Source organism: Streptomyces justiciae, assembly GCF_015163075.1.
GTDB classification, from domain to species: domain Bacteria; phylum Actinomycetota; class Actinomycetes; order Streptomycetales; family Streptomycetaceae; genus Streptomyces; species Streptomyces justiciae.
Map to the genome: position 1 here is coordinate 1 of NZ_JADDXU010000033.1, position 26383 is coordinate 26383.

Sequence of the window (26383 nt, forward strand, 5' to 3'; positions counted from 1 at the left end):
TCCGATCGAGCTCGGCGCCAACAAGTAAGCAACCCCAGTCCCACCCCGACCGGCCTTCCTTCCGGTCAGACCTTCTGAATCTGGAGAAAGACATGTGTGGAGCGAAGGCCGGCGGCCCCGACGCCTCGACGATCAAGCCCGGTGAGACCACCATCCAGGGCCAGGTGACGCGTGACGGCGAGCCTGTGGTGGGCTACGTCCGCCTCCTGGACTCGACCGGCGAGTTCACCGCCGAGGTCCCCACCTCCGCGACGGGCCAGTTCCGCTTCTACGCGGCCGAGGGCACCTGGACCGTCCGCGCGCTGGTGCCGGGCGGAACCGCCGACCGTACCGTCGTCGCCCAGCAGGGCGGCCTCGCCGAGGTCGCGATCGCCGTCTGACGGACTGTGTCGCACGAAGGGCCGTACCTCTTCGGGTACGGCCCTTCGCCATGTCCAGGCCTACCCTGGACACATGCTGGCGCGTCGACGGCACGTCTATTTCGCCATGATGGGCACCTGTGTCGGGCTCTTCGTCCTGGCGTGGGGCGTCGTGCGGCTGTGGTCGATCCCGGTCGCCGTGGGGATGTGCGTGGTCGCCATGCTGATCCCGCCGGTCGCCGCGATGGTCGCCAACCGGCGCGGGCCCGACGACCGGTGGTGGGACGACCCCTCCGGCGATCCCAAGTCCGACGAGTGGTGGGACGAGCTGGACGGGAAGAAGCGGCGGCAGTAGGAAGGGGCCCATGTCGCCCACGAGGTTGTCGACCGTCGTACTCGACGCACCGGACGCCCATCAGCTCGCCGACTTCTATCAGCGCCTGCTCGGATTCGTGGTCCGTGAGGACGAGGCCGACTGGGTGCTCATCGGGCCGCCCGGCGGAGGCGTGGGGCTCGCCTTCCAGACCGAGCCCGCGTACGTGCCGCCCCGCTGGCCCGACCGCGAGCCCGGCGAGCAGCAGATGATGCTGCACCTCGACATCGAGGTCGACGACCTGGCGGCCGAGACCGCGCGGGCGGTGGCCGAGGGGGCGCGGCTCGCCGAGTACCAGGCCCAGGACGACGTACGGGTGCTCTTCGACCCGGCGGGGCATCCGTTCTGCCTGTGGACGCCGGAGGTCTAGAGGTCTAGTAGACGAGCGCCTGTGTCTCGTCTGCGAGGGCTTCCTGTACGAACACCTGCGCGCCCGCGATCCGTACGCCCTCGATGACGTCCTTCTCCGTGATGTCCCGGCGGGCCGCGCACTGGGTGCACAGGGTCAGGGTGCCGCCGGCCAGGACCGACTCGATCAGGTCGGGGAGGGGGGCCGCGTGCGGCAGCTCGAACTCGGCGGCCCGGCCCGGCAGCGCGAACCACGCGGACTCGCCGGTCAGCCACAGGGAGACCTCGACACCACTGGCCACGGCCACCGCCGCCACCGTGAACGCCTGCGAGCAGCGTTCGGGAGCATCGGCCCCCGCCGTCACCTTGATCACGAGCTTCTTCGCCATGGCTGAATCGTAATCAACGCGGCTACAACCCAGGTCGCAGGCCATGAGTCTCCTGTGCGCACATATGGAATGTGCACTTCACGTTCTGTGGGGGGACGTCTTGGAAGTACCCGAAGTTCAGGAAAACCCGGTACCTGACGAGGTGCCGGAAGCGTCACAAGCGCCAGAAACGCCGGAAGTGGCCCGTCCGGCGCGGCGGCGCGGCCGTACCACGCTGCTCGTCGCCGTGGCCGCCGTGCTCGGTGTCGTCGCCGGCACCTGCACCGGGTTCGTCGTACAGGCGAACCGCGAGCCCACCGCGCTGCCGCCGCTGTCGCAGCCGGTCGTCAAGCAGGCCAAGGGCGAGGTCGAGCCGCTGTCCGCCGCGCAGGACCGGCACGTCAAGATCGACGGTGATCTGCGCAAGCTGCTGCTGAAGAAGCCCAAGGGGGCGCGAGCCGCCGATTACATGACCAACGGCTGGATGGACCTGGCCGAGTACGCGGACAACTTCGACAAGCCGGCGACCGCCTTCGGCAACCTCGCCACCGACGAGTTCCGTCGCGCCGCCGTCATCGGCTGGCGGGAGAGCGGGAACTCCAGCGTCGTCGTCCAGCTCGTGCAGTTCCGCCAGGTGCGGGGCCTGACGGCCGAGCAGTCCACCAGCAACGAGCAGAGCTACGCCGGCGACGAGTCCGACACCGACAGCTGGCCGATCCCCGGGACCGGCGACGGCTGGGTGTACGTGCATCACTCGCCCGACCGGAAGCCCGGCTATCTGCCGCTGTACACGGCCGAGGCGCTGGCCACGCGCGGTGACATCGCCGTGACCGTCTGGGTCTTCGATTCCAAGCCCATTACCAAGAAGAAGATCATGGACCTGGCCAAGCGGCAGATGGGGCGGCTGTGAGCGAGAACCCCGAGAACCCTGAGAACCCCGAGAACCCCGAGACCGCCGAGACCGCCCAGAATCCCGAGCTTCTGGAAAGTCCCGAGCCCGTGAAGAAGAAGCGCTTCCCCCGTCGCCGTATCGCCACCCTCACCGGCTCCGTCCTCCTCCTCGGCGCCGTCGTCGGTGGCACCGGCTACACCGTCGTGACCGTCCAGGACGCCGACCGGGACCCCGGGAAGCCGAGCTGGCAGTTCCCGAAGGCCGCCGCGGAAAAGGACGCCGCGGAGGCGAAGGGGCTGCGCGGGATGCTGATGCCGTACGAGGCGGACGGGTTCGCCCAGGGCCCCGACATCGACGAGTTCGGTGCCGACGCCGAGCTCAGCGGCCGGCAGGCCACCGCCCTGCGCAAGGAATCGCTCAAGGGGCTCCCGCCCGCCGACCGGCGGCAGCTGGAGAAGCGGATCGACAAGCAGCGCATCAAGGGCGTCGCCATGCGCAGCTACCTCAACGCCGACGGCTACGCGGTCTACGACGACAAGGTGTCCGCCGTCAGCGTCACCCTGACGCAGATGGAGAGCCAGGCCGCCGTTCGCAACAGCTCGACGTCCCAGATCGAGTTCTTCGAGGCCCTCGACATCTTCCGCAAGGGCCCGAAGATCAAGGGCCACAAGAACGCCAAGTGCTTCCTGTCGCCCAAGGACAAGGACGAGAAGATCGACTGGATGTACTGCTCCGCCTACGTGGGGGACGTCCTCGTCGACGTCGAGGCGTCCGGCGTCGCCCCCATGGACAAGGAGGGGATCTCCACGTTCCTCGCCGCCCAGCTCGACCGCATCGACGACCCGGGGAAGGCCGTATGACCACCGAGCAGCAGCCGATCGGGGAGATCACCGAGGTCACCGAGGTCACCGAGATCACCGAGATCACGGAGACCGGAACGCCGGTCACCGAAGACGCCTCGCCCGTCAAGAAGGACCGCCGTGTCCTGCGTGCCGTCCTGCGCTGGACCGCCGCCGTCGTGGTGTTCGCCGCGGCCGGGGCCGGGACGGCGTACGGGATCACGCGGATGGAGCGGACGGACGTACCGGGACTCGCGACCGAGTCGGACGGGCGCTGGGAGTACCCGGCGATCGTCAAGCCGCCGCTGCCCTCGGGCAGTCCCGCGCCCTTCGACAAGGCGAACGCGGCCAACTCCCACTACGCCGACCTGCGCGAGCTGCTCCTGCCCGCGCCCGAGGGCGCCAAGACCGACAAGGCGCTGGACGGCGAGGACGGCTGGCTGGCGAAGAAGGACTTCCTCGCGGTGTACGAGGACAAGGACGACCGGGACGCCATCGGCCAGCTCCTGACCGACCAGGGGCTGCGGCACGTCGCCGCCCGTGGCTGGACCGCGGCGGACGGCACGCACACCCGGATCTACCTGCTCCAGTTCGAGACGGCGCGGGTCGTCGACTCCCTCCAGGAGAACAGCTTCACCGGTTACGACGCCCCGCAGTTCGCCCTGAAGGGCGCCTCCGAGGTGCACATCGACGAGAAGTTCCCGGAGAAGGCCGAGGTGGAGAACGTACGGCACTACGCGTACGGCGAGGCCGAGCCGTACGGGGCGGAGCATGTGCGGGAGGCGTACCTGGTCTCCGGGGACGTCCTCGGTCTTGTCGTGCAGTCGAAGAAGGGCGGGGCGGCGGCCGTGCCGTTCCAGCAGACGGTGGTGCTCCAGAGCCAGCTGCTGGGCTGACGCCCGGGTCCACAGGCGCTGAGGCGTACCTCGCAGAGAAGGGCGGGCCCCGGCCGACTAAGCTGGGGCCCGGCTCTAGTACCGCCCATAACCGCTCAGCAAGGAGCACCCCGTGCTTGAGGCATTCTTCGAAGCCCTGCTCGTCCTGGTCTGCGTCGGCGTCCTCGCCTTCGCCGGGCTGACGGTGAAGAAGCTGTACCAGGGCCAGCGCTGACCCGAAGCTAGGAACTGTAGAAGCTCATGATCGAGATCCCGTCCGACCTCCACAAGGACCTCGTCCCCCTCGTCTTCCTGCTCGGCAACTGGGCAGGCGCGGGTGTGCACGACTTCCCCGGCTCCGAGAAGTGCAACTTCGGGCAGGAGGTCACCTTCAGCCACGACGGCCGTGACTTCCTGGAGTACCAGTCCCACACCTGGGTCCTGGACAACGACGGGAACAAGGTCCGTCCGCTGGAGTCCGAGCACGGCTTCTGGCGCGTCGACGCCGACCGCAAGGTCGAGGTCACGATGGTCCGCGACGACGGTGTCGTCGAGATCTGGTACGGCGAGCTGGCCAAGCAGAAGCCGCAGATCGACCTGGTCACGGACGCGGTCGCGCGGACGGCGGCCTCCGGCCCGTACAGCGGCGGCAAGCGCCTGTACGGCTATGTCAACAGCGACCTGATGTGGGTCGGCGAGAAGCAGACCCCCGAGGTCGAGCTGCGCCCCTACATGTCGGCGCATCTGAAGAAGGTCGTCACCCCGGAGGACGTCGAGCGCTGGGCGAAGGCCCTGCCGGACGATATGCCGGACGACGGAATCGCGTTCTTCAAGTAGGCCTTCCGCCGAGTGGTCATAGACTTTCCGGTGTGGTGAGCACCGACTGGAAGAGCGACCTCAGGCAGCGCGGTTACCGACTGACGCCGCAGCGCCAGCTTGTCCTCGAAGCCGTGGACACCCTGGAGCACGCGACCCCCGACGACATCCTCACGGAAGTGAAGAAGACGGCGTCGGGGGTCAACATTTCCACCGTGTACCGCACGCTCGAGCTCCTGGAGGAGCTGGGCCTGGTCAGCCACGCCCACCTCGGGCACGGCGCGCCGACGTACCACCTCGCCGACCGCCATCACCACATCCACCTGGTCTGCCGCGACTGCCAGAACGTCATCGAGGCGGACATCAAGGTGGCGGCGGAGTTCACCGCGAAGCTGCGCTCGACCTTCGGTTTCGAGACGGACATGAAGCACTTCGCGATCTTCGGCCGCTGCAAGGACTGTTCCCTCAAGGCTTCAACTACCGAGTCGTAGGCTTGTGCATATGAAGAGCCCTCTGCTGTCCCTGCCCGGCGCCGTCCCCGGCGAAGGCGTGGACGAAGGTGTCGCCGCCCACTACGGCGACCTGTTCCGCGAGCAGCGCGCCCTCGCCGAGGGCACCGGATTCGTCGACCTCTCGCACCGCGGGGTCATCGCCGTCACCGGCGACGACCGGCTGAGCTGGCTGCATCTGCTGCTCACGCAGCACGTCAGCGAGCTGCCGGCGGGCGAGGCCACCGAGGCGCTGATCCTCTCCGCGAACGGCCACATCGAGCACGCCCTGTACCTGGTCGACGACGGCACCACGGTCTGGGCCCACATCGAGCCCGGCACCCAGGAGGCGCTGCTGGCCTACCTGGAGTCGATGAAGTTCTTCTACCGCGTCGAGGTCACGGACCGCACCGCGGACATCGCGGTCGTCCACCTCCCGGCGGGCTCGATCGCCGAGGTCCCGGAGGGCGTGGTGGTCCGCGAGACGGCGTACGGCCGCGACCTGTTCCTCCCGCGCGAGGACCTGGAGTCGTACGCGGCGAAGACGGGCCCCGCAGTGGGCCTCCTCGCCTACGAGGCCCTGCGCGTCGAGCAGCACCGCCCCCGCCTCGGCTTCGAGACCGACCACCGCACCATCCCGCACGAGCTGGGCTGGATCGGCACCGCGGTCCACCTTCAGAAGGGCTGCTACCGCGGCCAGGAGACGGTGGCCCGCGTCCAGAACCTGGGCAAGCCCCCGCGCCGCCTGGTCTTCCTGCACCTGGACGGCAGCGAGGTCCACCTCCCGCCGGCCGGCACGGACATCCGCGTGGCCGCCGACGGCCCGGACGGCCGCAAGATCGGTTTCGTCACGACGTCCGTACGACACCACGAGCTGGGTCCGGTGGCGCTGGCCCTGGTGAAGCGAAACGTGCCCCTGGACGCACCGCTGGTGGCGGGGGAGACGGCGGCGGCCCAGGAGGTCGTGGTCGAGCCGTAACCGGTGTGGGTCAGCGCGGTACGGCGATCTTCGCAGCGAGCGTGAAGCCCCCGCCGGTGATCGTCACGGCGCTGCCCAGACCCTCCAGCACTCCAGGCGTCAGCATCAGCACGGTGATGCCGGCGGCCAGTGCCGCGACCGCGATGATCACCGCCGTGATCGCGTTCGACATCGGAATCCGTGCGATGCCGGGGCCGCCCGGGTCCTGTCCTGTGGGCGGGTGGTGTTCCATGCCGCTTCTCCCTTCGTCGATCACGTCAGCCCAGGTGATGGGGGACCACGGACGACGCGGTGACAGCCGCATATTCCGTGATGTTCCGTGCTCCGAGAGATTCCCAGCGGCCGGGGAGGCCAACACACCCCGGATATACGGGATTTGGGGCAGGAAGGCGCAGGGGGCGCTGCTCCTGCGTCTGCGGTAGGGAAAGTACGACGGGGACCCCGCCGGGGTCTTCGCCCCGGCGGGGTCCGCCGCTGTCGAGGGGGCCCGCTGTCACGAGCCCCGCGAGTCGGTGTCCGCTGCCCCGAGAACCGGGCTCACCTGGGCTGACAGGGAGAAGGGCGTTCGGATGGCTGAGCGGTCACACAGACCAATTGGACTGCCAACTCTCCCAAGTTGTGCCCACTTGGCACCTGCTCGTAAACAACGAACAGACACCTTCCCTTCAACCCCTTCAACCCGGCAGCGGCAGTCAGCCGGTGCTGGACTGGTTGGCGGCTCAGATCTCCAACAGGACCGTGACTGGGCCGTCGTTCGTCAGGGACACCCGCATCTGGGCGCCGAAGCGGCCCGTGGCCACCGTGGCGCCGAGGGTGCGGAGTTGGGTGACGACCTCCTCGACCAGGGGCTCGGCGATGTCGCCGGGGGCGGCGGCGTTCCAGGTGGGGCGGCGGCCTTTGCGGGCGTCGCCGTACAGGGTGAACTGGCTGATGACCAGCAGGGGGGCGTCGATGTCGCTGCACGAGCGCTCGTCGTGCAGCATGCGGATCGACCAGAGTTTGCGGGCGAGTTGGGCCGCCTTCTCCTTGGTGTCCTCGTGCGTCACCCCGACGAGGACACAGAGCCCTTCGCCGCTGATCTCCCCGACCGTCTCGCCGTCGACCACGACGCTCGCGCCGTCGACCCGCTGTACCACTGCACGCATGGCCCCCATGATGCCGTGCGCGGAAAGGGCGCCGGACCGGGGGCTTCTGAATGATCCTTAACCCCCCATCTGGGCCGTTCGGGGGCACTCGGTCACATAGCGGCCACTTGGGGTGGCACGATGCTCACACACGCCGGTCGAGGGGACGGTAGAGGCACATGAGCACACCGAGTACCGAGCAGCCACAGCCGCCCGGGTCCGCCTTCCGGCCGCCCACGCAGCGGACGGAGGCACCCGCACCGGCACCGCCGTCCGCGCCCGGCCTGCCCGCGGACCCGCCCGAGCCCGACCTGGCCGTCCTGAGCCTGCCCGAGCTGCGCACGGTGCGCCGGGACGCCCAGCGCGACGAGGCGGACCTCAGTTATGTACGGCGGCTGCTCCAGGGCCGTATCGACATCCTGCGCGCGGAGCTGGCGCGGCGCTCCCCGGCGGGCGAGGGCTCGGTGGTGGAACGCCTCTCGGAGATCCTCACGGACGCCCCGGCCCGCCAGCGCTCCTCCGCCCGCCACGTCACCCTGGGCACCCCGCACAACGAGGAGTACCGCCGCCTGGCCGCCGACATGCTCGCCGAGGTCGAACTCTCCGACCTCGCGGCCCGCACGGACGCCGAGCTGAACGCCGCGATGGGCCGCCTCGTCCGCTACGAACAGCAGGTCTCCCGCCGCCGCCAACGCCTCCAGCACACGACGGACGAGTGCAGCGGGGAGATCGCACGCCGGTACCGGGAGGGCGAGGCCCAGGTCGACGACCTGCTGATGTGAGGGGGACCTCCCGGTCAGGGGCGGCGGGGGCGAAAAACGTTGGGGCCTGCACCCACCACCGTCCTACCGTGACCCCATGACCACCCGCCCCGCCATCGACGTCCGCCCCATCACCGCCGCCGACATCCCCGACTGGATCCGCGCCCTGCACACCGGCTTCCTGCGCAGCCCCAGCCCCACCCAGGAGGAGATCGACTCCCGCACCGGCTACCTCCTCGCCCACCGCACCCAGGGCGCCTTCGACGCGGGCCGCTGCGTGGCGACGTACCGCTCCTTCGACCAGCAGCTCACCGTCCCCGGCGGCAACCAGGTCCCCGTCGACGCCATCTCGAACGTCGCCGTCACCGCCACCCACCGCCGCCGCGGCCTCCTGACCCGCATGATGACCCAGGACCTCGCCGCCGCGAGGGAGCGCGGAGACGTCGCCGCCACCCTCATCGCCGCCGAGTACCAGATCTACGGCCGCTACGGCTTCGGCCCCGCCACATCGATGACCGAGTGGACGGTCGACGTCCCCCGCGCCGGCCTCGACCCCCGCTGGTCCGCCCCGGACGACGGCGGCCGTGTCGACCTCGTCGACGGCGAGGACGTCCGCAAGCTCGGCCCCGACCTGCACGACCGCCTCCGCCGCGCCCAGCCCGGCGCGGTCAGCCGCGACGACCGCTGGTGGCAGGTCAACACGGGCGTCGTCCACCTGGACCGCACCCCGTGGACCGAGCCCTTCTACGCCCTGTACCGCTCCCCGTCCGGCGAGCCCGAGGGCCTGGTGTCGTACGTCTGCGACGACAGCTGGCACGACAAGCAGCCGCACGACACGGCCCAGGTGAAGTGGCTGATCGCGACGACCCCCGCCGCCGAACGCGCCCTGTGGCACTACCTCTGCTCCATCGACTGGGTCACCCAGGTGAAGACCGGCTGGCGCGCCCCCGACGACCTGCTCCCGCTCCACCTCCCCAACCCGCGGGCGGCGAAGGCCACCACAGCACAGGCGGACTGGTTGTGGGTGCGGCTGCTGGACGTCGTACGGGCTCTGGAGGCGCGTGCGTACGACGGGGAGGGCGCCCTCGTCCTGGAGGTGGCCGACGCGGCCGGGCCGGCCGGTGGGCGTTACCGGCTGGAGGCGGCGGCGGACGGCGCTTCCTGCACGCCGACCGGCGCCAGCCCCGAACTCACCCTGGACGTCGCCGACTTGGCGGCGCTGTGGCTGGGCGACGAGTCCGCCGTACGGCTCGCGGCGCTCGGCCGGGTCCGGGAAGAACGAGCGGGCGCCGCCAAGGTGGCCGACGCCCTGCTGCGTACGTCCAGGCGACCGTGGTGCCCGGACATGTTCTGAGTGCTCCTTCCGCTGGACGACGAGGACGAATCCGTAGCTGTGACTGTTCAGTTGTGGCTGTGCGATCCATCCGTGTTCAGTTGTCGGTGTTGAGTTGTGACTGTGCTGTCTTCTGCTGACCGATCAGGCTCCCGGCTCCCCTCCGGAAGGGAGCCCGATCGGCCGGACTGACCTCGGACGTGGGCGGTCCGGTCAGCCGGACTGGGCGAGCAGCATCACGAGGATCGCCGCTCCGAGGCCGCCGACCATGGTGTTCTTGGCCTTGACGCCGACCGTGAGCAGGAGGAAGGCGATGATGCCCATCGGCCCCCACTTCCACTGGACGAGCTGCTCGAATCCGATGGCGAGGGCGGCGACGGCGATGGCGAACGGCATGACGATCCCCCCTGGACGAAGCATGGTGTCGTGCTCGGTGTCGTGCACGGCCTGCTGGCGCCAACCCCCTTGAAGCTTGACCATGTTCTGAAAGTTGGCGACCAACTTCACTGTACTTATCTCCGCTTGGATGCGGCTCATAACCACCTTTCCGCGAACTGCCCAAAGATGGCGGGAAGTTGTAGTGTTTGGTCGTGGACCCGAAACCCGCCTCTGTCGATGGGCTGGAGATGGCGCAGCGGTCACAGAAGTCTCCTCGTGAGGTGGCGGACGAGCTGCGTTCCCGTATCCGGTCCGGTGAGCTGCGGCCGGGTCAGCGCATGCCCACCCAGGCCAGGCTGGCGTACGAGTTCGGGGTGGAGCGTGGCGCCGTACGGCAGGCCCTGCGCATCCTGCAGTCGGAGCGACTGCTCACCAATGTCTCCAAGGGCAGCCCCGCGACGGTCGCCCCGGACCTCGGCAGCGCGCTGACCGGCCCCGGAGCCCCGCCGCTGCCGACGATGGTCGCCCTCGCGCCGCGCGTCGCCGCCGCCTTCGCCGCACCGCACGTGGAGATCGACGCCCTGTGCCTGACGTCGGTCTCCTTCAACCTCGCCCTCGCCGAACCGCTGCGCCAGATCCACGCCGGACGGCTGAAACCGGCCAAGGTCGACGTCCGCATCCTGCTGCCGAGCCGGGACATCGACCTCGCCTTCCCGATCCCCGTGGACCCCTCCACGGACGGCAGGGTGCAGCGCCGCTGGCTGTCCCAGCGCAACGCCCAGGGTCAGGTGCTCCAGCACAACCTCCACGCCCTGCGCGCCACCCACGGCATCGACGTCAAGGTCACCTTCCGCGCCCTGCCCTTCACCCCGCCGGTGAAGCTGTACCTGCTCAACAACACGGAAGCACTCTTCGCCTACTACACGCTCACCAAGCGCGAGGAGGAGATCGACCACGAGCACCTGGTGATGTACGACGCGGAGGGCACCCAGTCGATGCTGTTCGCCTTCGAGCAGGGGGCCGGGCTGCGGGACACCACCTTCGTCGAGCAGTCCCACCTGTGGTTCAACGCACTGTGGGAGACGATCAGTTCGGAGCTGACGCTCTCGAGCTGAGGTCTCCCACAGAGGTGGATCCGGGCTGTTCCTCTTCATAGGGCCTGCCCCGAGACGAGGAGCGCGAGCACCACGGCGCCGATGGAGCTGAGAGCCGGGTTCTTGGCCTTGAGGCCGACGCTGAGGAGCAGGAGTCCGAGGATGCCGGCAGCGCCGTACTTCCATTGGACGGTCTGCTCGACGCCGACGACGAAGATGGCGGAGAGGAGATAGATGGCAGGCACGGTGGTTCCCCCTTAGGGCGTGAGGCGGGCATCCGGGGCGAGCGGATGTGGGGGGCTGTGCGGGATGGTGGCGAACAAGAAGGCGAACAAGGAAGCAAAACTTCCGCCAACTTGGAGAAGTTGGCAACCATCTCTGCTGTAGTTGTCCCCACTTGGTACCTACTCTGAAACAACTCCCAAGCAACTCCCCAAAGATGGGCGCGAGTTGTAGCGTTTGGTCGTGACCCAGGAGAACGTGGCAGTGAACGGCAGCAGAAAGCTCTCGCCCCAGGAGATCGCCGACATCCTCCGGGACCGAATCCGCTCCGGCGACCTCAAGGCGGGCGACCGCCTGCCCACCCAGGCCGAACTGGCCGAGGAGTTCAACGTCGAACGCGGCACCGTCCGCCAGGCCCTGCGCGCACTCCAGGAGGACGGCCTCCTCAGCAACGTGAGCAAGGGCAGCCCACCGCGGATCGCGGAGCCGGCCCCGGTGCGCGGTGCCCCGCAGCCGACGATGGTCGGGCTGGCCCCGCGCCTGACGGAGGCGTTCGCGGCGCCGCACGTGCGCGTGGACGTGGTCAGCCACACCTCCGAGACCCTGATGCTGGCGCTCGGCGAGTCCCTGCGCCGCATCCACGAGGGCAGAATCCGCCCCGAGACCATCGAGTTCCGCGTCCTGCTGCCGTCCCGGGACATCAACCTCGCCTTCCCGGTGCTGGTCGACCGCGACGGCGAGGAGGACCCGGTCCACCAGCGCTGGCTGGAGATGCGCAACGCCCAGGCCCACGTCCTGAAGTACAACCTCAACGCCGTCCGCTCCACCCACGGCATCGACGTCCGCATCACCTTCCGCGCGCTGCCCTTCACCCCGCCGGTGAAGATGTACCTGCTCAACGGCGAGGAAGTGCTGCTCGGCTACTACATGCTCGAAAAGCGCGAGGAGGAGTACGAGAGCCAGACCCTGGAGATGTACGACGCCCTGGGCTCCCAGTCCGTCCTGTTCTCCTTCGTCAAGGCGGCCAGCCAGCGGGACGCGGCGTTCGTGGAGGAATCCCAGAAGTGGTTCGACGCCCTCTGGGAAACCATCACGACGGACCTGACACTCTCCTAGTGACTTCTGATACGGCGCAGACTGATTCGGTGACAGCAGAGACAGAGAACGATCCTGAAGCACTGGACCTCCGGGAGCTGATCAGGCACGCCCGAGTCGTGCTGTGGGACTTCGACGGCCCGATCTGCCGCCTGTTCGCGGGGCACTCGGCGGAGCGGGTGGCCGCGGAACTGGTCGAGTGGCTGGAGAGCCGCGGCCTGCACGGCCTGGTGACCGAGGAGGAGCGCAAGTCCCTCGACCCCCACGTGGTCCTGCGTGCCGTCGACCTCCGCCACCCCGGCAGCGATCTGGTGGCGGAGTTGGAGGAACGTCTCACCCAGGAAGAACTGCACGCCGCGACGTCGGCGATGCCGACGATGTACGCCGACCCGCTGATCCGGACGTGGTCCGCGGTGGGCTCACGCCTGGCGATAGCGACGAACAACTCCCCGCGGGTGGTGCGCAAGTACTTGGCCGGACGGGGTCTGACCGCGTGCTTCCACCCCCACATTTACGGCCGCACCCAGAACCTCCACCACCTCAAACCCCACCCGCACTGCCTCAACCACGCCCTGAACGCGATGGGCGCGGCCCCTTCGGCCGCTTTGATGATCGGCGACACCCCGTCGGACTACCTGGCCGCGCGGAGCGCCGGCGTCCCGTTCCTGGGCTACGCGCGTAACGGGCGTAAGGAGCGGTTGTTGCGGGAGGCGGGGGCCTTGGTGGTGGTCAACTCGCTGGATGTGGTGCGGGATGTGTTGTTGGGGCGGGTCTGAGTCGGCCGGAGCGTAACAGGGGCATCCCAGCCCACCTCCCTTCCACTTCTGCAGTCAATGCCTCAACTCGCCTGCCAATTGGGCTGATTGACTTGAAGGTGGTTTGCCCGGTTGCGGTGATCCCTTAACCAACTGTCCAGTCAAGTCGTGCAATTGACTGGAGATTGGTTTGCCGGTGGACGGCAGGCGGTACGGTCGAGGCGTGGGCGCACGGGAGAACGGTGAGAGCGGCGGCAAGGAGTTCCAGCGAGTCGCCGATGCGCTGCGCGCCCGGATGATCGACGGGACGTACGTGGTGGGGTCCTACCTGCCACCGCAAAGGGAGCTCACCCAGGAGTTCGTCGTCTCGCGGGACACCATTCAGCGTGCGCTGCGAGAGCTGGCCGACGAGGGTTGGATCGCGTCCCGGCAGGGCAGCGGGTCCCGGGTGATCAAGGTGCTGAGCTCCCGGCCTTCGGTGGCCAAGGAGACCCGAGGGCGCCACGGAGTGACACTGAGTGACGTATTGGGACCGGCATTCGAGAAGCCTCAAGTCACGCTGGACGTCTACACCTTGTCGGCCGAGTCGCTGAGCGCGCATCTGCTCCTTCAGGTAGAACGCATCCATGCCGGCGAGATCTCCCCTGAGCACATCGCTCTGCGGCTGCTGCTGCCGGACACCGAGCTGGCGCTGCCGTATCCGCGTGTGAAGGGCGACAAGGAAGATCTGCGTCTGCAGGAACGGCTGCGGGCCATCAGCCGCCGGCACACGGATTCGCTGCGCGGGTTGCTCAATGACCTGCAGACCGAGCAACTGGTGCCGTCCGTCAGTTTCGACATCAGGCACACTTCACTCCCCCCGGCGTTCAAGCTCTACGTCGTCAATGGCGTCGAGCTGCTCCATGGTATGTACAACGTGATTGAGCGTCAGATTCCGCTGCCCAGTGGAGAGGTGGTCACTGCACTGGACGTCCTCGGGCTCAGTGCGACGCTGACTCGCCATGTGAGGGATGAGGACCCGGACTCGCAGGGATCGATCTTCGTGGACAACATGCGGGTGTGGTTCGACTCGGTGTGGAACCGGCTCTCCGAATAGCGGCCGAACGGTGACCGGGGCGCATGGTTCGGTGCGCTAACATTCCCGCACCGCTGAGCAATCGCTCTGTTCCGCGCGTATGGACGTGGCAAAGAGCCAATCTCGCACGGCCTGCCGAACGATAGGTGGCAAAACCACTCGTTATGGCTACTCCAGTCAGGCTCCGGTCGTGCCTGTTAAAACCGGCAATTAGTGTTGCCGTGCCTGTCGTCTGTCGCGCGAACGATCCGGAGTGTGGCCTGTGGGCGCACCGCCTCTTCTAGACACCCCTCCACGGGAACGCGCGGTCGAGGCGTTCGTCAGTCTGGCCGAGCAGAAGGGGCAGGCGACCAGCGGGCATCACAACAAGAACTTCGTACTGCCCTTGACAGGGCATGCCGCCCGGTTGACCGGGCGCGACGTCGGGACGCCTGTGACCGTACGGGTCCGGCGGGTGGAGGCGCTCCCGGTGGTCATCCGGACCTGGGCGGATGAGGCGGAGATCCTCGACGCCATCCAGGGAGTGCTGCCCCACGTCCCGCAGTGCCTCTACAAGGGCGACACTTTTGCGATCCACAGCTATGTGGAGGGTGTGCCGCTCTCCAAAGTGTGCAGCAACGGCAAGCCTGTCGACACCTTGCTCATTCGCGCGCTGGCCGACCTGCTGGCCCAGATGACCCAGGTACGCAGAAGTGCGTTGCCGGATCTGCCGTCCGGCTGGCCCGGCAACCACACGGACAGCCAAGCATTCCTGCGGTCACTGACGCTGATGGCCGACCGGCAGATCCGGCAGCCCAATTGGTCTGCTTTCGGTGGCCTGTTCGCGGCCCTGGGCATCCCGGAGAACGCCATGCTCCGGCTGTCGGAGCGGGTGCCGGCCATGTCCCGTCGGCCATTCAGTCTGCTCCACGCCGATCTGCACCGCGACAACCTGATCATGTCGTACGCCGGTGAGCCGCCCCTCATCTGCGTCGACTGGGAACTGGCGACGTACGGCGATCCCCTGCACGACCTCGCCACCCATCTGGTGCGCATGCAGTACCCGGCGTATCAGTGGGGCGAGGTCATCGACGCCTGGGCGGCCGCCATGCGCCGGGTCCGTCCGGCGGCGGTGAAGGGCCTGACGAAAGACCTGCCGCACTACGTGGACTTCGAGCGGGCGCAATCGGTCTACCCGGATGTGATGCGGGCGGCGCAGTCGCTGCAGGACACTCCCGATCAGAAGACCCTGGACGCGGCCAAGGGGCAGGTGGCCCGCGCGCTGGCAGCGGCCGCCGGACCGCTCGGACTCGGCAGTGTTCCCGACGAGCAGGAGATCGAGCGGATCCTGTTCCGATGGCTGGCTGCGAGGAACGGCGGTCGCGGCCCGATCGCCAAGATCGACAAGTGGTCGTGGGACCCCCGATTCCCCGAACACCCTGACTTTCCTCACACGGCCGTGGACGAGGCATTGCGCGCGGAGGGCGCGGCGCCAGCCAGCCGGGTGCTCAAGGGCACCGGACACCTGAACACGATCGTGCATGTGTCCGGGGTGGGGTTCCCCGTGGTGGTGCGGCGCAAGGTGCCGAACGTCGACCGGCGTGAGCGCGGGTTCCTCAGCGAGCACGCCGTACTGCGCACCATCGAGCGGTCGGGTGCCCAGGTGGCGGTCCCGAGGTTTCTGGCGCTGGGCACGAGCTATCAGGGGGAACCCTTCGCCATTCACACCTATGAGGGCCCGACCAGCCCGGACCAGCCGCCGAACCACCCCGTTCAGGGGCTGCTGCCGCACGAGGCGAACGCGCTCGTCGACCAGCTGTGCGCCCTGACCAAGGTGGGCTACGAAGAACTGGACCCGGCTGCGGGGAAGGGGTCCTTCTACAAGGCGCTGAGCGAGCAACTGGTGCTCCTGGTTGCTGACTTGCCGAAGGATTCCCAGCAGCTCGCCCGGCTCCTGGGACTGCCGGACGCCTATCGCCTGCGCCAGATCCTCGCCCGTCACCAGGTGGGTGACCGCAAGCCGGCCCTGCTGCACGGCGACCTCAACCCCTGGAATCTGGTGCGCCGCCAGGACAAGAAGGCACTGACCATCATCGACTGGGAGATGGCCGTCGTAGGCGACCCGCTCTACGACCTGGTCCGGCACATGCACCTCACTCCCACCCGACCGGAGATCCGCGAGCGGATGTTCACCCGTTGGGCTCTCCAACTGGCCCCCGAATACACCGAGGGCTGGCGGCGCGACTGGGGCGTCTACCGCTGGATCGAGATTGTGCGCTCGGCGTACATCGACCTCGACCGCCTGGTTACTGGTGCCAGCTTGGACGCCCCCAACGTCCGCCGGGCCGTCGACTCCTACTCGATGACCTTGAAGGCGGCGACAGCGTCCCTCGGGCTGCCCCTGCGCTGGATGCACAACCCCTACCTCGCCCGCACGCTCGTCAAGCGAGGCCCCCGTACCCTCACCCCATGACCACCCCCGGCCTGCGCGCCCGCAAAAAACAGCGGATGTACGAGACCGTCTCCGAGATCGCGATCCGCCTCTTCCTCGAAAGGGGCTACGGCGCAGTCTCAGTGGCCGAGATCGCCGCCGCAGCCGACATCTCCAAGCCCACCCTCTTCCGCTACTTCCCCGCGAAGGAAGACCTCGTCTTCCACCGCATCGCCGACCACGAGGACGAGGCCGCGCGGGTGGTTCGGGAGGGGCAAGGGGCGCCGCTCGGGTCGCTGCGGCGGAACTTCCTGGACGGGGTCGAACAGGGGGATCCCATCACCGGGGTCAATGATCATCCCGCTGTCCGCGCCTTCTACGACCTCCTCTACGGAACGCCCGCTCTCGTCGCCCGTCTGCACATCCACCTCGAACGTTCCGAGGAGGCCCTCGCCGTAGCCCTCGGTGGTGACCTGGACGCGCGGCTGGCCGCCGGGCAGATCGTCGCCGTGCGGCGCATCCTCGCTCAGGAGAACTGGCGGCGGATCGGGGCCGGCGAGCCCGTCGTCGAGGTGCGGGCCGTAGCCCTCCGTGATGCCGAGCGGGCCTTCGATCTGCTGGAGGCAGCCCTGCCGCAGTACTCGTGACGCCTGAGGCTCGGTAAAAAATTTAACTCGGTTACATTATGCCGGTACGCTCGGTTTCATGACGGCACCCGACCCCACCCCCCTCACCCACGCCCTCCACCTCGAACGCACCCACCACGACACCTGCCGCGCCGCCCTCGCCGCCATGGTCGACGGCGCCCAGGAGCAGGTCGTCGTCGGTGAAGACGTCTCCGCCTCCGGGGCCGACGCCGAAGTCCTCGGCTATCAGCTGCGCAGCAAGGCCAAGGAGATGCGGGAGCTGCCCGAGGGGCCGTTGTTCTTCGGGCGTCTGGACTTCGACGGCGGCGAGCACGCGGGGCAGAGCTACCACGTCGGCCGGCTCAGGATCAGTGAGCACCCCGCCGCCCCACCCCTCGTCGTCGACTGGCGCGCCCCCGTCTCCCGCGCCTTCTACCAGGCGAGCGCCCACGACCCGCAGGGCGTCGCCGTGCGGAGACGGTTCGGGTGGGCGCCGGGGAGCAGGGGAGCCTCGGACGACCTCACCAGCCTCGAGGACGAGCACCTGAGCCGCGGCGAGGACCGCGCCGGCCGCTCAGGGGTACGCGCCAGCGACATCCTCGTCCGCGAGATCGAACGCCCCCGCGTCGGCCCCATGCGCGACATCGCCGCGACCATCCAGCCCGAGCAGGACGATCTCGTACGGGGGGATCTTGGCGTTTCAGTCTGCGTGCAGGGCGCTCCGGGCACCGGCAAGACCGCCGTGGGCCTGCACCGGGCCGCCTATCTCCTCTACACCCACCCCCAGCGCATCCAGCGCGGCGGCATGCTGATCCTCGGCCCCAACCGCACCTTCCTCTCCTACATCTCGCAGGTCCTGCCCGCCCTCGGCGAGACCGGCGTACGGCAGTCCACGCTGTCGGAGGAGATCGGCCGGCATCCGGTCACCGGTCGCGACGAGCCACTCACCGCCGTGCTCAAGCACGACGTGCGCATGGCCGAGGTGCTGCGGCGGGCGCTGTACGCGCGCGTGTCCGCGGAGAAGGCCGAGGAGATTGCGATTCCCGAGGGGGCTTACCGGTGGCGGGTGCCGAGTCAGGAGTTCGCGCGGATCGTGGACGGCGTACGGCGCGAGGAGCCGCCGTACGCCGTCGGGCGCGAGCGGGTAGGGACGCGGGTCGTCGCCTACATCCAGGCACTCGCCGAGCGGCGGGCGGGGCCGCCGCCGTACGCGTGGGTGCGGAGGATGGGGACGGCGGTCCGGCCGTACGTCGATGTCGTGTGGCCGCGGGTGCGGGCCGAGGAGGTCGTGGCCGAACTGCTCGCGGACGCAGGGGCGTTGGAGGCCGCGGGCGATGGTCTGCTCGACGCGGACGAGCAGAAGGCGCTGCTGTGGGACAGGCCGCCGCGGTCGTGGAAGTCGGCGCGCTGGTCGGCCGCCGACCTCGTGCTGCTCGACGAGGTCGGCGGGCTGATCGAGCATCCCGAGGGCTACGGCCATGTCGTCGTCGACGAGGCACAGGACCTCTCCCCGATGGAGTGCCGGGCGATCGCGCGGCGGGCCTCGTTCGGTTCGCTGACCGTGCTGGGGGATCTGGCGCAGGGGACCACGCCGTGGGCGGCCCGGACGTGGGGCGGACTGCTCGCCCACCTCGGGCGGCCGGACGCGGCGGTCGTGCCGCTGACCACCGGGTTCCGGGTGCCGGAGGCCGTCGTGGGGCTCGCCAACCGGCTGCTGCGACGCCTGGACGTCGACGTACCGGAGGCCCGATCCCTGCGCGGGGACGGGGAGTTGAGGGTGCGGGAGGCGGGGGACGATCTGCTCGGCGCGGTCGTGGACGCTGTGCGCGACGCGCTCGGGCGGGAGGGGTCGGTCGGGGTGATCGCGGCCGACGCGGACCTTCCCCGGGTGCGGGCCGCCCTCGACGCGGCCGGTGTCCCGGTGGCCGAGCCGGACGACCTGACCGCCCGCGTGACCCTCGTCCCGGCCTCGCTGGTCAAGGGGCTCGAGTACGACCATGTCGTCGCCGTCGAGCCCGCGGCGATCGCGGAGGCGGAGGAACGGGGGCTGCACCGGCTGTACGTGGTGCTCACGCGGGCGGTGTCGGGGCTGGAGGTGGTGCACGGGCGGCCGTTGCCGTTCTGAGTCAGCCTCCCAGCAGAGGGATCAACTGCTCCTCCTCGTACGTCAGATGAGCCTCCAGCTCCGTGGCCAGCCGCTCGAACTCGGCCAAGGCCGTGCCGGGTTCGCCGACCGTCCACACCACCTGCCGCATCTCCAGCACGAGTTCGGCGATCCGCTCGTGCTCCTCGCGCAGGCGGGCCAGCGCGGGGGCGGCGGCGGGATGCCGGTCGGCGACGAACGGGAACAGGGCCGTGTCCTCGCCGGTGTGATGGTTGTGCAGGCCCAGGCAGAAGGTGAGGCAGTTGACGCGGAGCTGGGCGCCGAGCGGGGCACCGGCGTCGCTCTTCCTCAACTCGTCGCGGATACGGGCGAGTTCGTGGCGGAAGTTGTCGTGGACGAGCCTGATCGCCTCGCCCATGGAGCCGGCCCGGATGTTCGGCGGGCCGGGTGCGGCGATCTCGTACAGGGCGACCACGGGGAGCACCCGGTCCCCGGCCTTCTCCTGGTACTCCGCCCAGCCCCGGTCGGCCTCCACGGCCCGCGCGAACGACCGGTCACGTTCCTCGCCCTCCAGCACGACGGCCTGCGCCTCGTAGGTGAACGCACCGCTCTCCACCGTCACTTGGGGATGCGCGAGGACGTTGCGGTACCAGTCCGGATGCCGGGGCGAGCCGCCGGCCGAGGCGATGACCAGGACGCGGTCGCCGCCGTCGGGGAGATAGCCGAGGGGAGTGGTGTGACGGGTGCCGGTGCGGGCACCGGTCGTGGTCAGCAGGAGCAGCCGGCCACCCTCGAACCAGCCGCCGACGCGGCCGTTGTTGGCACGGAACTCGTCGATGACCTGTTGATTGAAGTCGTTGGGCATTCTTGTCTTTCTCTTCGTCGTCGATCTCGTGGAGGAGGAACCGAAGGCGAGGAGAAACGGCGGGCTTCTGGCCCGCACAGGCCTCACGCGGAGGCCGGGTACCCAACTGTCGCGCGGCGCGTGGCCGCAAACCCGGCAGTCATGGGAGGGACGGTAGTCGCGGCACCGGGGACGCCGCCACCGGTTTTTCCGGTGGGTACGTTGGCCACATGCCTGACGAGTGCTTCGAGCATCCGCGACTGGCCGCGCTCTATGACCCCCTGGGCCCCGACCGCGGCGACCTCGACGCCTACGTCCGCATCGCGGCGGAGTTCGGGGCACGCCGGGTCCTGGACATCGGCTGCGGCACCGGCGTCCTCGCCCTCCGGCTGGCGGACCGCGGCATCGAGGTGGCCGCGGTCGATCCCGCCGGCGCGTCGGTGGACGTGGCCCGGTCCAAGCCCGGCGCCGACCGCGTCCGTTGGATCTGCGGTGACGCGACGGACCTGCCGCCGCTCGCCGTGGACCTGGTCACTATGACGGCGAACGTCGCCCAGGCCGTCGTAGAGCCGAGGGCCTGGCGCGAGACTCTGCGCGGGGCGTATGCGGCACTGCGCCGCGGCGGCCGCCTGGTCTTCGAGACCAGGGACCCGGCCCGGCGCGCGTGGGAGGAGTGGAACCGGGAGGCGTCGTACGCCGTGACGGACGTACCCGGCACCGGGGCGGTCGAGAGCTGGGTCGAACTCCTCGACGTGACCGGCCCGTTGGTGACGTTCCGGTGGACGTACGTGTTCACCGCGGACGGGGAGGTACTGACGTCGGAGTCGACGCTGCGATTCCGGGAACGGGAGGAGGTGGTAGAGGACTTGGCGGCAGAGGGGTATCTCCTGGACGCCATCCGCGACGCCCCTGACCGCCCGGGCCGGGAGTTCGTCTTCGTGGCGCGACGTCCGCTGTGACGGGGGGTGAGCGGTGATCGGAGCCGGAGACGTGGTGTCCCTGCTGGATCTGCTGCGGCGGGCGGGGGCGGATGTGTGGGTCGGAGGCGGGTGGGGGATCGACGCCCTGGTCGGCGAGCAGACCCGGGACCATCGCGACCTGGACCTGATGCACCGGCAGGACCAGGAGGCCGCGGTGCTGGCGGCGCTGGCCGGGGCAGGCTTCGTGGAGACCCTGAACGACCGGCCGATCCGGTTCGTCCTCACGGCCACGGACGGCCGCGAGATCGACCTCCACCCCCTTGTCTTCGCCGCCGACGGCTCGGCCGTCCAGGCCTCCCCCGACCCGGACCGCCCCTTCGCCTACCCCGCCTCCTGCTTCGTGACGGGCACGGTCGACGGGGCGGCCGTCCCCTGTCTCTCCGCCGAGCAGCAGGTCTTCTTCCATCAGGGGTACGAGCCCACGGACCGCGACCGGCACGACATGCGGCAACTGCGGCGGGTGTTCGGCATCGGCACCCATTTCTGACAGGCTCGACGTACGTGGCGTGGCGCACTTTTGCAAGCGGGTGCTTGCAATAGTTAGCGAACGTGCGGCACAGTGGAGGCATGGCATCGCTCAACGTCGGCAATCTCGGTGAGTACCTGCGCGAGCAGCGGCGAAACGCCCAGCTCTCGCTCAGGCAGCTCGCCGACGCCGCCGGGGTGTCCAATCCGTATCTGAGCCAGATCGAGCGCGGGCTGCGCAAGCCGAGCGCGGAGGTGCTCCAGCAGGTCGCCAAGGCACTGCGGATCTCCGCCGAGACGCTGTACGTCCGAGCCGGCATCCTCGACGCGGACCGGGACCGGGACGAGGTGGAGACGCGTGCGGTCATCCTCGCCGACCCGACGCTGAACGAGCAGCAGAAGCAGGTACTGCTCCAGATCTACGAGTCCTTCCGCAAGGAGAACGGATTCGGGACCGACGCCGGGGAGCGGAAGCAGGACGGCTCCGCGGAGCCGGCGCCGCCCACGGCCGATGTCCCGGCCAAGGACGCGCAGAGCGCCCCGAGCACTCAGAACAGCACCACCAAGCGCCGTACTCGCAAGAAGAGCACGGCGCCCGAGACCACGGCCCCCCGCACGGCCGACGGCAGTGACGCCGACCCGCAGCAGACGGCCGGCTGACGCCCATGCACCACAGACGTCAGAGCCGACTGACCGCGGGACCCAAAACCCTCACCTGAAAGCGACCCGGGAGGACCATCACCATGGCCATCACCGACGACATCCGCAAGGCCGTCACCGACCCGACCCCGCTCTACTTCCTCGCCGGCGCCGGCGACTTGGCCTACCAGGAGGCCAAGAAGGTGCCCGGCCTCGTCGAGCAGCTGCGCGCCGAGGCCCCGGCCCGGATCGAGGCCGTCCGCGGCACCGACCCCAAGGCCGTGCAGGAGAAGGCCGCCGCCCGCGCCAAGGAGGCCGGTGCCCGCGCCAAGGAGGCCCAGGAGAGCCTCCAGGCCAAGGTCGGCGAGTTCATCGCGACCCTCGACGGCGACATCAAGAAGCTCGGAAGCACGCTCGACGCCGACCTGAAGAAGTTCGGCGAGAGCGCCCAGGACTTCGCCCTGCGCGGCGTCGGCGTCGCCGCCGAGTACGCCGTGAAGGCGCGTGAGACCTACGAGAAGGTCGCCGAGCACGGTGAGCAGGCCGTGAAGACCTGGCGTGGCGAGGCCGCCGAGGAGATCGAGGAGCTGGCCGTGGCCGTCGAGCCGAAGGCCGAGCCCGTGGAGGTCAAGGAGGAGCCGAAGCCGGCCGCCGCTGCCGCTCCGGCCCCCGCGAAGAAGACCGCCGCGAAGAAGGCCCCGGCGAAGAAGACCACCGCCAAGAAGACGACGCCGCCCGCGAAGTAATCGACGGACAGCTGGAACAGTGGGCCGGGCACCTCGGGGGTGCCCGGCCCGTTGTACGGGTACGGTGACCGCGTAATGACGAGCCGAGTCAGGTGGTGGACGTTGTGCTGATGCAGGGTTTCGCGGGATTGATGTGGCTGCTCTACCTCGCGATGCTGGCCTTCGCGGTGGTGGCCTTCGTGATGGCCGCCCTCTTCCGCGAGGACGCGTACCGCGCGGCCGACAAGCAGGGCAAGGGCTTCTGGCTGATCATCCTCGGCATCGCGGTGGCCGTGAACCTCCTGGTCCCGATGCTGTTCCTCCAGCTCGCGGGCCTGGTCGCATCGATCGTCTTCTTCGTCGACGTCCGCCCGGCCCTGCGCCAGGTGTCCGGGGGCCGGGGCCGCAGGGGCGGCGGCTCAAGCAGCGACGGCCCGTACGGCCCTTGGAACGGCGGTAGGTAAAAAGGGCCTTTGTCTTTAGGGGCGCGGGGCTGTATCGATTTGCGGCTCCGCCGCGTGGGCACGACCAGCCACGACGGACGCGCACCCGGCAAACAACCGGACCCACAATGGCGGAACCCCGAATCACGCAGCCCGATCCAGCAGCACAACCGCCACGTCATCAGCCAACTCGCCCCCGTTGAGCTCCCGCACCTCATTAACGGCAGCCCGCAACAACGCCTCCCCCCGCAACCCCTCACCCAACTGCCGCCGCACCATCTCCACCATGCCGTCCTGCCCGAGCCGCTCCCGCCCCGCCCCGACGCGCCCCTCGATGAGCCCGTCGGTGTAGAGCATCAGGCTCCACTCCCGCCCCAGCTCCACCTGCATCCGAGGCCACCGAGCCCCGGGCAGCAGCCCGAGGGCGGGCCCGTTGTTGTCGTACGGCAGCAGCTGCGCCGGCCGTCCGGGGCGGGCCACCAGCGGCGCCGGATGCCCGGCGAGGCACAGCCCGGCCCGGCGCCCGTCCGGCGCGATGTCGACCGTGCACAGCGTCGCGAAGATCTCGTCGTCGGCCCGCTCGTGCTCCAGGACCTGCTGGAGCGTCCCCAGCAGCTCGTCCCCGCACAGCCCGGCCAGCGTCAGCGCCCGCCAGGCGATCCGCAGCTCCACACCCAGCGCCGCCTCGTCGGGCCCGTGCCCGCAGACGTCGCCGATCATGGCGTGCACGGTGCCGTCGGAGGTCCGTACGACGTCGTAGAAGTCACCGCCGAGCAGCGCGCGCGAACGCCCCGGCCGATAGCGCGCGGCGAACCGGAGCGCCGAGCCCTCCAGCAGCGGCGTGGGCAGCAGCCCGCGCTCCAGACGCCGGTTCTCCTGCGCCCGTACGCGGCCCTCCGCGAGCCGCCGCTCGGCGGTGTCGGAACGTTTCCGCTCCACGGCGTACCGGATCGCGCGGCTCAGCAGCCGGCTGTCCAGTTCGTCCCGGAAGAGATAGTCCTGGGCGCCCACGCGCACGGCCTCGGCGCCGCGCTCGGCGTCGCCGGAGGCGGTCAGGGCGAGCACGGCGTGCCGCGGGGCGAGTTCCAGCACGTGCTTGAGCACGGCGAGCTCGTCGTCGTCCCCGCCGCGCACCGGCGCGGGCAGCGCCAGGTCGAGCAGGATGCAGTGGACGTCGTCGGTGAGCAGGCGCTCGGCCTCGGTGAGGTTGCGGGCCGTGCGGACGCGGATGGGGTTGCCGGCGGCGTCCAGGAGCTCGGGCACGATCGTGGAGCCGCCGGGATCGTCCTCGATCACCAGCAGCGTCAGATGGGTGCCGTTGTGCTTCTCGACCGTGCCGTCCTTACGCGGGGCCTCGTCCTTCGGAGGGCCGCCGACCGGGCCGCCGACTGCTGTCGCGGCCTGCGCCTGACCACCTTCCACGGCCGGGATCGCTCTCTGCCGCGGTACGGGTACGGGCATCGTCTTGGGTTCCTTCCCTCCCCCCGAGGGCATGGCGGGTACGAGGGACCTCGACCCACCGACGGGGACCATAGCGGTAGTCGGCGCCGCAACGGAATGGTGCACGGCACGCTGCTCGGCAGGCGGCCGCTGTCATATGCCGCGTTCCCTACCGCAGTTGGACACCCCGCCCGAGGTGCGGGAATGACGAACGTCACGTCCGTACCGGGTTTGTACGACGCCCGAGGTGCCCTGCGTCACGTGACCGCCGCCACGCGGCCTCAGGCGTCCGGCCGTACCACCGCCAGGATCGGCATCGACCCGGCCCCCGCGATCGTCACCGTCCGCCCCGGGCGCGGGGCGTGCACGATCGCGCCGTCGCCGATGTACATCGCGACATGGCTGGCATCGGAGTTGTAGATGATGAGGTCGCCGGGCCGCATGTCCTTGATGTCGATTTTCTTCAGTTGCTTCCACTGCTCCTGCGAGGTCCGCGGAATGGGCTGCCCGGCGCTGGCCCAGGCTTGCGAGGTGAGCCCCGAGCAGTCGTAGGACCCCGGCCCTTCGGCACCCCACTCGTACGGCTTGCCGATCTGCGAGGTGGCGTACTCCACGGCCTTCTTGCCCTGCGCGGAGGCCTTGCCGTTGATCTCGTCGAGTATCCCGGAGTCGAGCCAGGTGCTCTGCGCCTTGTAGGCGGCCTGCTGCTCCAGCCGCGCCAGCCGCTCCTTCTCCTTCTTCTCGAGTTTGGACTCGAGTTCCTCGGCGGCGGCGATCTGCTTCTTGACCTTCTTCTTGGCGGCGGCCTTGGCCTTCCGGTTGGCCTCCAGCTTCTCCCACTGCGCGGAGGCGTCGTCGGCGTACTGCTCCAAGTCCTCCTGGGTGCGGGTCATTTCCTCCAGCAGCCCCTTGGTGGCGCGCTGCCCCTGGAGCACCCGCCCGGCCCCGTTGAGAAAGTCCTCCGGGTCGTCGCTGAGCATCAGCTGCGCCTCGTCGGGCAGTCCGCCGCTGCGGTACTGGGCGGCGGCCGCCGCGCCCGCCCGCTTCTTCAGGTCGGCGAGCCGCTCCTGCCCCTTGACGATCTTCTTCGCCAACGCCACGATCGCGGCCGACTGCTGGTCGGCGGCCTCCTCGGCGGCGTTGTACTGGTCCGTGGCCACGGCGGCGTCGTGATACAGGGCGTCCAGCTTCTCGCGTACGGCCTCAAGGTCCTTGTCGGGCGCGGCGGAAGGCGAAGCGCTGGGAGTCGGGGTCGGTGTCGGAGTCGGTGCCGCGAACGCCGTACCCGGAGCCGCCAGCACGGTGACCGCACAGACCACGGTCACGGCCGCCGTCAACAGCCCCCGCTTGCCCGCACCCATACCCCTGCCCCCAAACCTGATTTACCGTCAGTAACTTACGGACGCTTGGGGGATCGTGCCACGTGCCACCGAAAAGCGACAGAGGCAGTGCTTCAGCGGTACTTCGCTACTGCTTCCCCCCATTCCCGCCCCCGACGACGATCTCCCCGCCTTTGTGACGAACGACTCACAG

At 69.4% G+C, this 26383-nt stretch carries 31 protein-coding genes; 23 read left to right on the plus strand and 8 right to left on the minus strand.

Annotated elements, in window-relative coordinates; translation table 11 throughout:
• Positions 1-92 precede the first annotated feature (92 nt).
• The 3 genes from IQ210_RS45575 to IQ210_RS45585 all read left to right on the plus strand — a co-directional run bounded on the left by IQ210_RS45575 (position 93) and on the right by IQ210_RS45585 (position 1102).
• Positions 93-380, plus strand: a complete 288-nt coding sequence (locus IQ210_RS45575) for a DUF1416 domain-containing protein (RefSeq protein WP_007382995.1) — start codon at positions 93-95, stop codon at positions 378-380.
• Positions 381-453: 73 nt separating this feature from the next.
• Entirely contained in the window at positions 454-714 is a 261-nt protein-coding gene (locus IQ210_RS45580; RefSeq protein ID WP_059195775.1) for a DUF3099 domain-containing protein, read from the plus strand.
• Positions 715-724: 10 nt separating this feature from the next.
• The gene (locus IQ210_RS45585) at positions 725-1102 is read left to right on the plus strand and encodes a VOC family protein (protein WP_194085147.1); all 378 of its coding nucleotides are present in this window, start codon (positions 725-727) and stop codon (positions 1100-1102) included.
• A gap of 4 nt (positions 1103-1106) precedes the next feature.
• On the opposite strand, the gene IQ210_RS45590 is transcribed toward IQ210_RS45585, so the two are convergent.
• Positions 1107-1469: a DsrE family protein gene (locus IQ210_RS45590; protein WP_194085148.1), complete on the minus strand. Its 363-nt coding sequence runs from the start codon at positions 1467-1469 to the stop codon at positions 1107-1109.
• Between the two features lie 178 nt (positions 1470-1647).
• On the opposite strand from IQ210_RS45590, the gene IQ210_RS45595 reads away from it, so the two are divergent.
• From IQ210_RS45595 to ygfZ, 6 genes are all read left to right on the plus strand, one after another.
• Entirely contained in the window at positions 1648-2358 is a 711-nt protein-coding gene (locus IQ210_RS45595) for a hypothetical protein (RefSeq protein ID WP_194085149.1), read from the plus strand.
• The gene (locus IQ210_RS45600) at positions 2355-3200 is read left to right on the plus strand and encodes a hypothetical protein (protein ID WP_322658533.1); all 846 of its coding nucleotides are present in this window, start codon (positions 2355-2357) and stop codon (positions 3198-3200) included. The genes IQ210_RS45595 and IQ210_RS45600 overlap by 4 nt, the downstream gene beginning before the upstream one ends.
• The gene (locus tag IQ210_RS45605) at positions 3197-4075 is read left to right on the plus strand and encodes a hypothetical protein (RefSeq protein ID WP_228049616.1); all 879 of its coding nucleotides are present in this window, start codon (positions 3197-3199) and stop codon (positions 4073-4075) included. The genes IQ210_RS45600 and IQ210_RS45605 overlap by 4 nt, the downstream gene beginning before the upstream one ends.
• A 240-nt stretch (positions 4076-4315) precedes the next feature.
• On the plus strand, positions 4316-4891 hold the full coding sequence (locus IQ210_RS45610) for an FABP family protein (RefSeq protein ID WP_059195780.1): 576 nt from the start codon (positions 4316-4318) through the stop codon (positions 4889-4891).
• A gap of 32 nt (positions 4892-4923) precedes the next feature.
• The gene (locus IQ210_RS45615; protein ID WP_194085150.1) at positions 4924-5361 is read left to right on the plus strand and encodes a Fur family transcriptional regulator; all 438 of its coding nucleotides are present in this window, start codon (positions 4924-4926) and stop codon (positions 5359-5361) included.
• A 10-nt stretch (positions 5362-5371) separates the two neighbouring features.
• Positions 5372-6337, plus strand: coding sequence for a CAF17-like 4Fe-4S cluster assembly/insertion protein YgfZ (ygfZ, locus tag IQ210_RS45620; protein ID WP_194085151.1), 966 nt, complete (start codon positions 5372-5374; stop codon positions 6335-6337).
• Positions 6338-6347: 10 nt separating this feature from the next.
• Here the strand turns inward: ygfZ and IQ210_RS45625 are convergent, their stop codons facing one another.
• Together IQ210_RS45625 and dtd are read right to left on the minus strand one after the other, a co-directional pair.
• A complete protein-coding gene (locus IQ210_RS45625) occupies positions 6348-6569 on the minus strand; it encodes a hypothetical protein (RefSeq protein ID WP_194085152.1) in 222 nt (73 codons plus the stop codon).
• Positions 6570-7056: 487 nt separating this feature from the next.
• Positions 7057-7482 carry a D-aminoacyl-tRNA deacylase gene (gene dtd / locus IQ210_RS45630; protein WP_194085153.1) on the minus strand — a complete coding sequence of 142 codons (426 nt, stop codon included), beginning with the start codon at positions 7480-7482 and terminating at the stop codon, positions 7057-7059.
• Positions 7483-7640: 158 nt separating this feature from the next.
• On the opposite strand from dtd, the gene IQ210_RS45635 reads away from it, so the two are divergent.
• On the plus strand, positions 7641-8243 hold the full coding sequence (locus IQ210_RS45635; RefSeq protein ID WP_194085154.1) for an RsiG family protein: 603 nt from the start codon (positions 7641-7643) through the stop codon (positions 8241-8243).
• A 76-nt stretch (positions 8244-8319) separates the two neighbouring features.
• A complete protein-coding gene (locus tag IQ210_RS45640) occupies positions 8320-9576 on the plus strand; it encodes a GNAT family N-acetyltransferase (protein WP_194085155.1) in 1257 nt (418 codons plus the stop codon).
• A 192-nt stretch (positions 9577-9768) separates the two neighbouring features.
• Here IQ210_RS45640 and IQ210_RS45645 read toward each other — a convergent pair whose 3' ends face one another.
• Positions 9769-9951, minus strand: coding sequence for a hypothetical protein (locus IQ210_RS45645; RefSeq protein ID WP_194085202.1), 183 nt, complete (start codon positions 9949-9951; stop codon positions 9769-9771).
• A 230-nt stretch (positions 9952-10181) separates the two neighbouring features.
• On the opposite strand from IQ210_RS45645, the gene IQ210_RS45650 reads away from it, so the two are divergent.
• On the plus strand, positions 10182-11048 hold the full coding sequence (locus IQ210_RS45650) for a winged helix-turn-helix domain-containing protein (RefSeq protein ID WP_194085203.1): 867 nt from the start codon (positions 10182-10184) through the stop codon (positions 11046-11048).
• Positions 11049-11083: 35 nt separating this feature from the next.
• On the opposite strand, the gene IQ210_RS45655 is transcribed toward IQ210_RS45650, so the two are convergent.
• On the minus strand, positions 11084-11272 hold the full coding sequence (locus IQ210_RS45655; RefSeq protein ID WP_194085156.1) for a hypothetical protein: 189 nt from the start codon (positions 11270-11272) through the stop codon (positions 11084-11086).
• Between the two features lie 214 nt (positions 11273-11486).
• Here IQ210_RS45655 and IQ210_RS45660 point away from each other — a divergent pair, with 214 nt between their 5' ends.
• The 6 genes from IQ210_RS45660 to IQ210_RS45685 all read left to right on the plus strand — a co-directional run bounded on the left by IQ210_RS45660 (position 11487) and on the right by IQ210_RS45685 (position 19335).
• Positions 11487-12365 (plus strand): GntR family transcriptional regulator, encoded by an 879-nt coding sequence (locus tag IQ210_RS45660; RefSeq protein ID WP_194085157.1) that lies wholly within the window; start codon positions 11487-11489, stop codon positions 12363-12365.
• A gap of 29 nt (positions 12366-12394) precedes the next feature.
• Entirely contained in the window at positions 12395-13120 is a 726-nt protein-coding gene (locus IQ210_RS45665; protein ID WP_322658539.1) for an HAD family hydrolase, read from the plus strand.
• Positions 13121-13322: 202 nt separating this feature from the next.
• Complete coding sequence (locus IQ210_RS45670; protein WP_194085159.1) at positions 13323-14195, plus strand: GntR family transcriptional regulator; 873 nt, start codon at positions 13323-13325, stop codon at positions 14193-14195.
• A 241-nt stretch (positions 14196-14436) separates the two neighbouring features.
• A complete protein-coding gene (locus IQ210_RS45675) occupies positions 14437-16626 on the plus strand; it encodes a phosphotransferase family protein (RefSeq protein WP_194085160.1) in 2190 nt (729 codons plus the stop codon).
• Positions 16623-17231, plus strand: a complete 609-nt coding sequence (locus IQ210_RS45680) for a TetR/AcrR family transcriptional regulator (protein ID WP_194085161.1) — start codon at positions 16623-16625, stop codon at positions 17229-17231. Before IQ210_RS45675 ends, IQ210_RS45680 begins: the two co-directional genes overlap by 4 nt.
• Before the next feature lie 58 nt (positions 17232-17289).
• Complete coding sequence (locus IQ210_RS45685; RefSeq protein WP_194085162.1) at positions 17290-19335, plus strand: HelD family protein; 2046 nt, start codon at positions 17290-17292, stop codon at positions 19333-19335.
• Between the two features lies 1 nt (position 19336).
• Here the strand turns inward: IQ210_RS45685 and IQ210_RS45690 are convergent, their stop codons facing one another.
• Positions 19337-20179: a nitroreductase/quinone reductase family protein gene (locus tag IQ210_RS45690; protein WP_194085163.1), complete on the minus strand. Its 843-nt coding sequence runs from the start codon at positions 20177-20179 to the stop codon at positions 19337-19339.
• A gap of 209 nt (positions 20180-20388) precedes the next feature.
• Between IQ210_RS45690 and IQ210_RS45695 the strand changes: the two genes are divergently transcribed.
• The 5 genes from IQ210_RS45695 to IQ210_RS45715 all read left to right on the plus strand — a co-directional run bounded on the left by IQ210_RS45695 (position 20389) and on the right by IQ210_RS45715 (position 23431).
• Positions 20389-21117, plus strand: coding sequence for a class I SAM-dependent methyltransferase (locus tag IQ210_RS45695; RefSeq protein ID WP_194085164.1), 729 nt, complete (start codon positions 20389-20391; stop codon positions 21115-21117).
• Positions 21118-21130: 13 nt separating this feature from the next.
• Positions 21131-21625, plus strand: coding sequence for a nucleotidyltransferase domain-containing protein (locus tag IQ210_RS45700; RefSeq protein ID WP_322658545.1), 495 nt, complete (start codon positions 21131-21133; stop codon positions 21623-21625).
• 80 nt (positions 21626-21705) lie between these two features.
• Complete coding sequence (locus IQ210_RS45705) at positions 21706-22263, plus strand: helix-turn-helix domain-containing protein (protein ID WP_194085165.1); 558 nt, start codon at positions 21706-21708, stop codon at positions 22261-22263.
• Between the two features lie 83 nt (positions 22264-22346).
• Complete coding sequence (locus IQ210_RS45710; RefSeq protein ID WP_194085166.1) at positions 22347-22988, plus strand: hypothetical protein; 642 nt, start codon at positions 22347-22349, stop codon at positions 22986-22988.
• A 110-nt stretch (positions 22989-23098) separates the two neighbouring features.
• Positions 23099-23431, plus strand: a complete 333-nt coding sequence (locus IQ210_RS45715) for a DUF2516 family protein (RefSeq protein WP_228049618.1) — start codon at positions 23099-23101, stop codon at positions 23429-23431.
• Positions 23432-23554: 123 nt separating this feature from the next.
• Here IQ210_RS45715 and IQ210_RS45720 read toward each other — a convergent pair whose 3' ends face one another.
• Together IQ210_RS45720 and IQ210_RS45725 are read right to left on the minus strand one after the other, a co-directional pair.
• Positions 23555-24871, minus strand: a complete 1317-nt coding sequence (locus tag IQ210_RS45720; protein WP_194085167.1) for a PP2C family protein-serine/threonine phosphatase — start codon at positions 24869-24871, stop codon at positions 23555-23557.
• 260 nt (positions 24872-25131) lie between these two features.
• Complete coding sequence (locus tag IQ210_RS45725) at positions 25132-26211, minus strand: C40 family peptidase (protein ID WP_194085168.1); 1080 nt, start codon at positions 26209-26211, stop codon at positions 25132-25134.
• Positions 26212-26383 lie beyond the last annotated feature (172 nt).

Coding starts and splice junctions, on each gene's coding strand:
- IQ210_RS45635 (WP_194085154.1), top strand. CDS start 7,641: ATGAGCACACCGAGTACCGAGCAGCCACAGCCGCCCGGGTCCGCCTTC.
- IQ210_RS45650 (WP_194085203.1), top strand. CDS start 10,182: ATGGCGCAGCGGTCACAGAAGTCTCCTCGTGAGGTGGCGGACGAGCTG.
- dtd (WP_194085153.1), bottom strand. CDS start 7,482: ATGCGTGCAGTGGTACAGCGGGTCGACGGCGCGAGCGTCGTGGTCGAC.
- IQ210_RS45590 (WP_194085148.1), bottom strand. CDS start 1,469: ATGGCGAAGAAGCTCGTGATCAAGGTGACGGCGGGGGCCGATGCTCCC.
- IQ210_RS45645 (WP_194085202.1), bottom strand. CDS start 9,951: ATGCCGTTCGCCATCGCCGTCGCCGCCCTCGCCATCGGATTCGAGCAG.
- IQ210_RS45715 (WP_228049618.1), top strand. CDS start 23,099: ATGCAGGGTTTCGCGGGATTGATGTGGCTGCTCTACCTCGCGATGCTG.
- IQ210_RS45605 (WP_228049616.1), top strand. CDS start 3,197: ATGACCACCGAGCAGCAGCCGATCGGGGAGATCACCGAGGTCACCGAG.
- ygfZ (WP_194085151.1), top strand. CDS start 5,372: ATGAAGAGCCCTCTGCTGTCCCTGCCCGGCGCCGTCCCCGGCGAAGGC.
- IQ210_RS45585 (WP_194085147.1), top strand. CDS start 725: ATGTCGCCCACGAGGTTGTCGACCGTCGTACTCGACGCACCGGACGCC.
- IQ210_RS45610 (WP_059195780.1), top strand. CDS start 4,316: ATGATCGAGATCCCGTCCGACCTCCACAAGGACCTCGTCCCCCTCGTC.
- IQ210_RS45625 (WP_194085152.1), bottom strand. CDS start 6,569: ATGGAACACCACCCGCCCACAGGACAGGACCCGGGCGGCCCCGGCATC.
- IQ210_RS45685 (WP_194085162.1), top strand. CDS start 17,290: ATGACGGCACCCGACCCCACCCCCCTCACCCACGCCCTCCACCTCGAA.
- IQ210_RS45705 (WP_194085165.1), top strand. CDS start 21,706: ATGGCATCGCTCAACGTCGGCAATCTCGGTGAGTACCTGCGCGAGCAG.
- IQ210_RS45710 (WP_194085166.1), top strand. CDS start 22,347: ATGGCCATCACCGACGACATCCGCAAGGCCGTCACCGACCCGACCCCG.
- IQ210_RS45690 (WP_194085163.1), bottom strand. CDS start 20,179: ATGCCCAACGACTTCAATCAACAGGTCATCGACGAGTTCCGTGCCAAC.
- IQ210_RS45575 (WP_007382995.1), top strand. CDS start 93: ATGTGTGGAGCGAAGGCCGGCGGCCCCGACGCCTCGACGATCAAGCCC.
- IQ210_RS45680 (WP_194085161.1), top strand. CDS start 16,623: ATGACCACCCCCGGCCTGCGCGCCCGCAAAAAACAGCGGATGTACGAG.
- IQ210_RS45695 (WP_194085164.1), top strand. CDS start 20,389: ATGCCTGACGAGTGCTTCGAGCATCCGCGACTGGCCGCGCTCTATGAC.
- IQ210_RS45720 (WP_194085167.1), bottom strand. CDS start 24,871: ATGCCCGTACCCGTACCGCGGCAGAGAGCGATCCCGGCCGTGGAAGGT.
- IQ210_RS45580 (WP_059195775.1), top strand. CDS start 454: ATGCTGGCGCGTCGACGGCACGTCTATTTCGCCATGATGGGCACCTGT.
- IQ210_RS45640 (WP_194085155.1), top strand. CDS start 8,320: ATGACCACCCGCCCCGCCATCGACGTCCGCCCCATCACCGCCGCCGAC.
- IQ210_RS45725 (WP_194085168.1), bottom strand. CDS start 26,211: ATGGGTGCGGGCAAGCGGGGGCTGTTGACGGCGGCCGTGACCGTGGTC.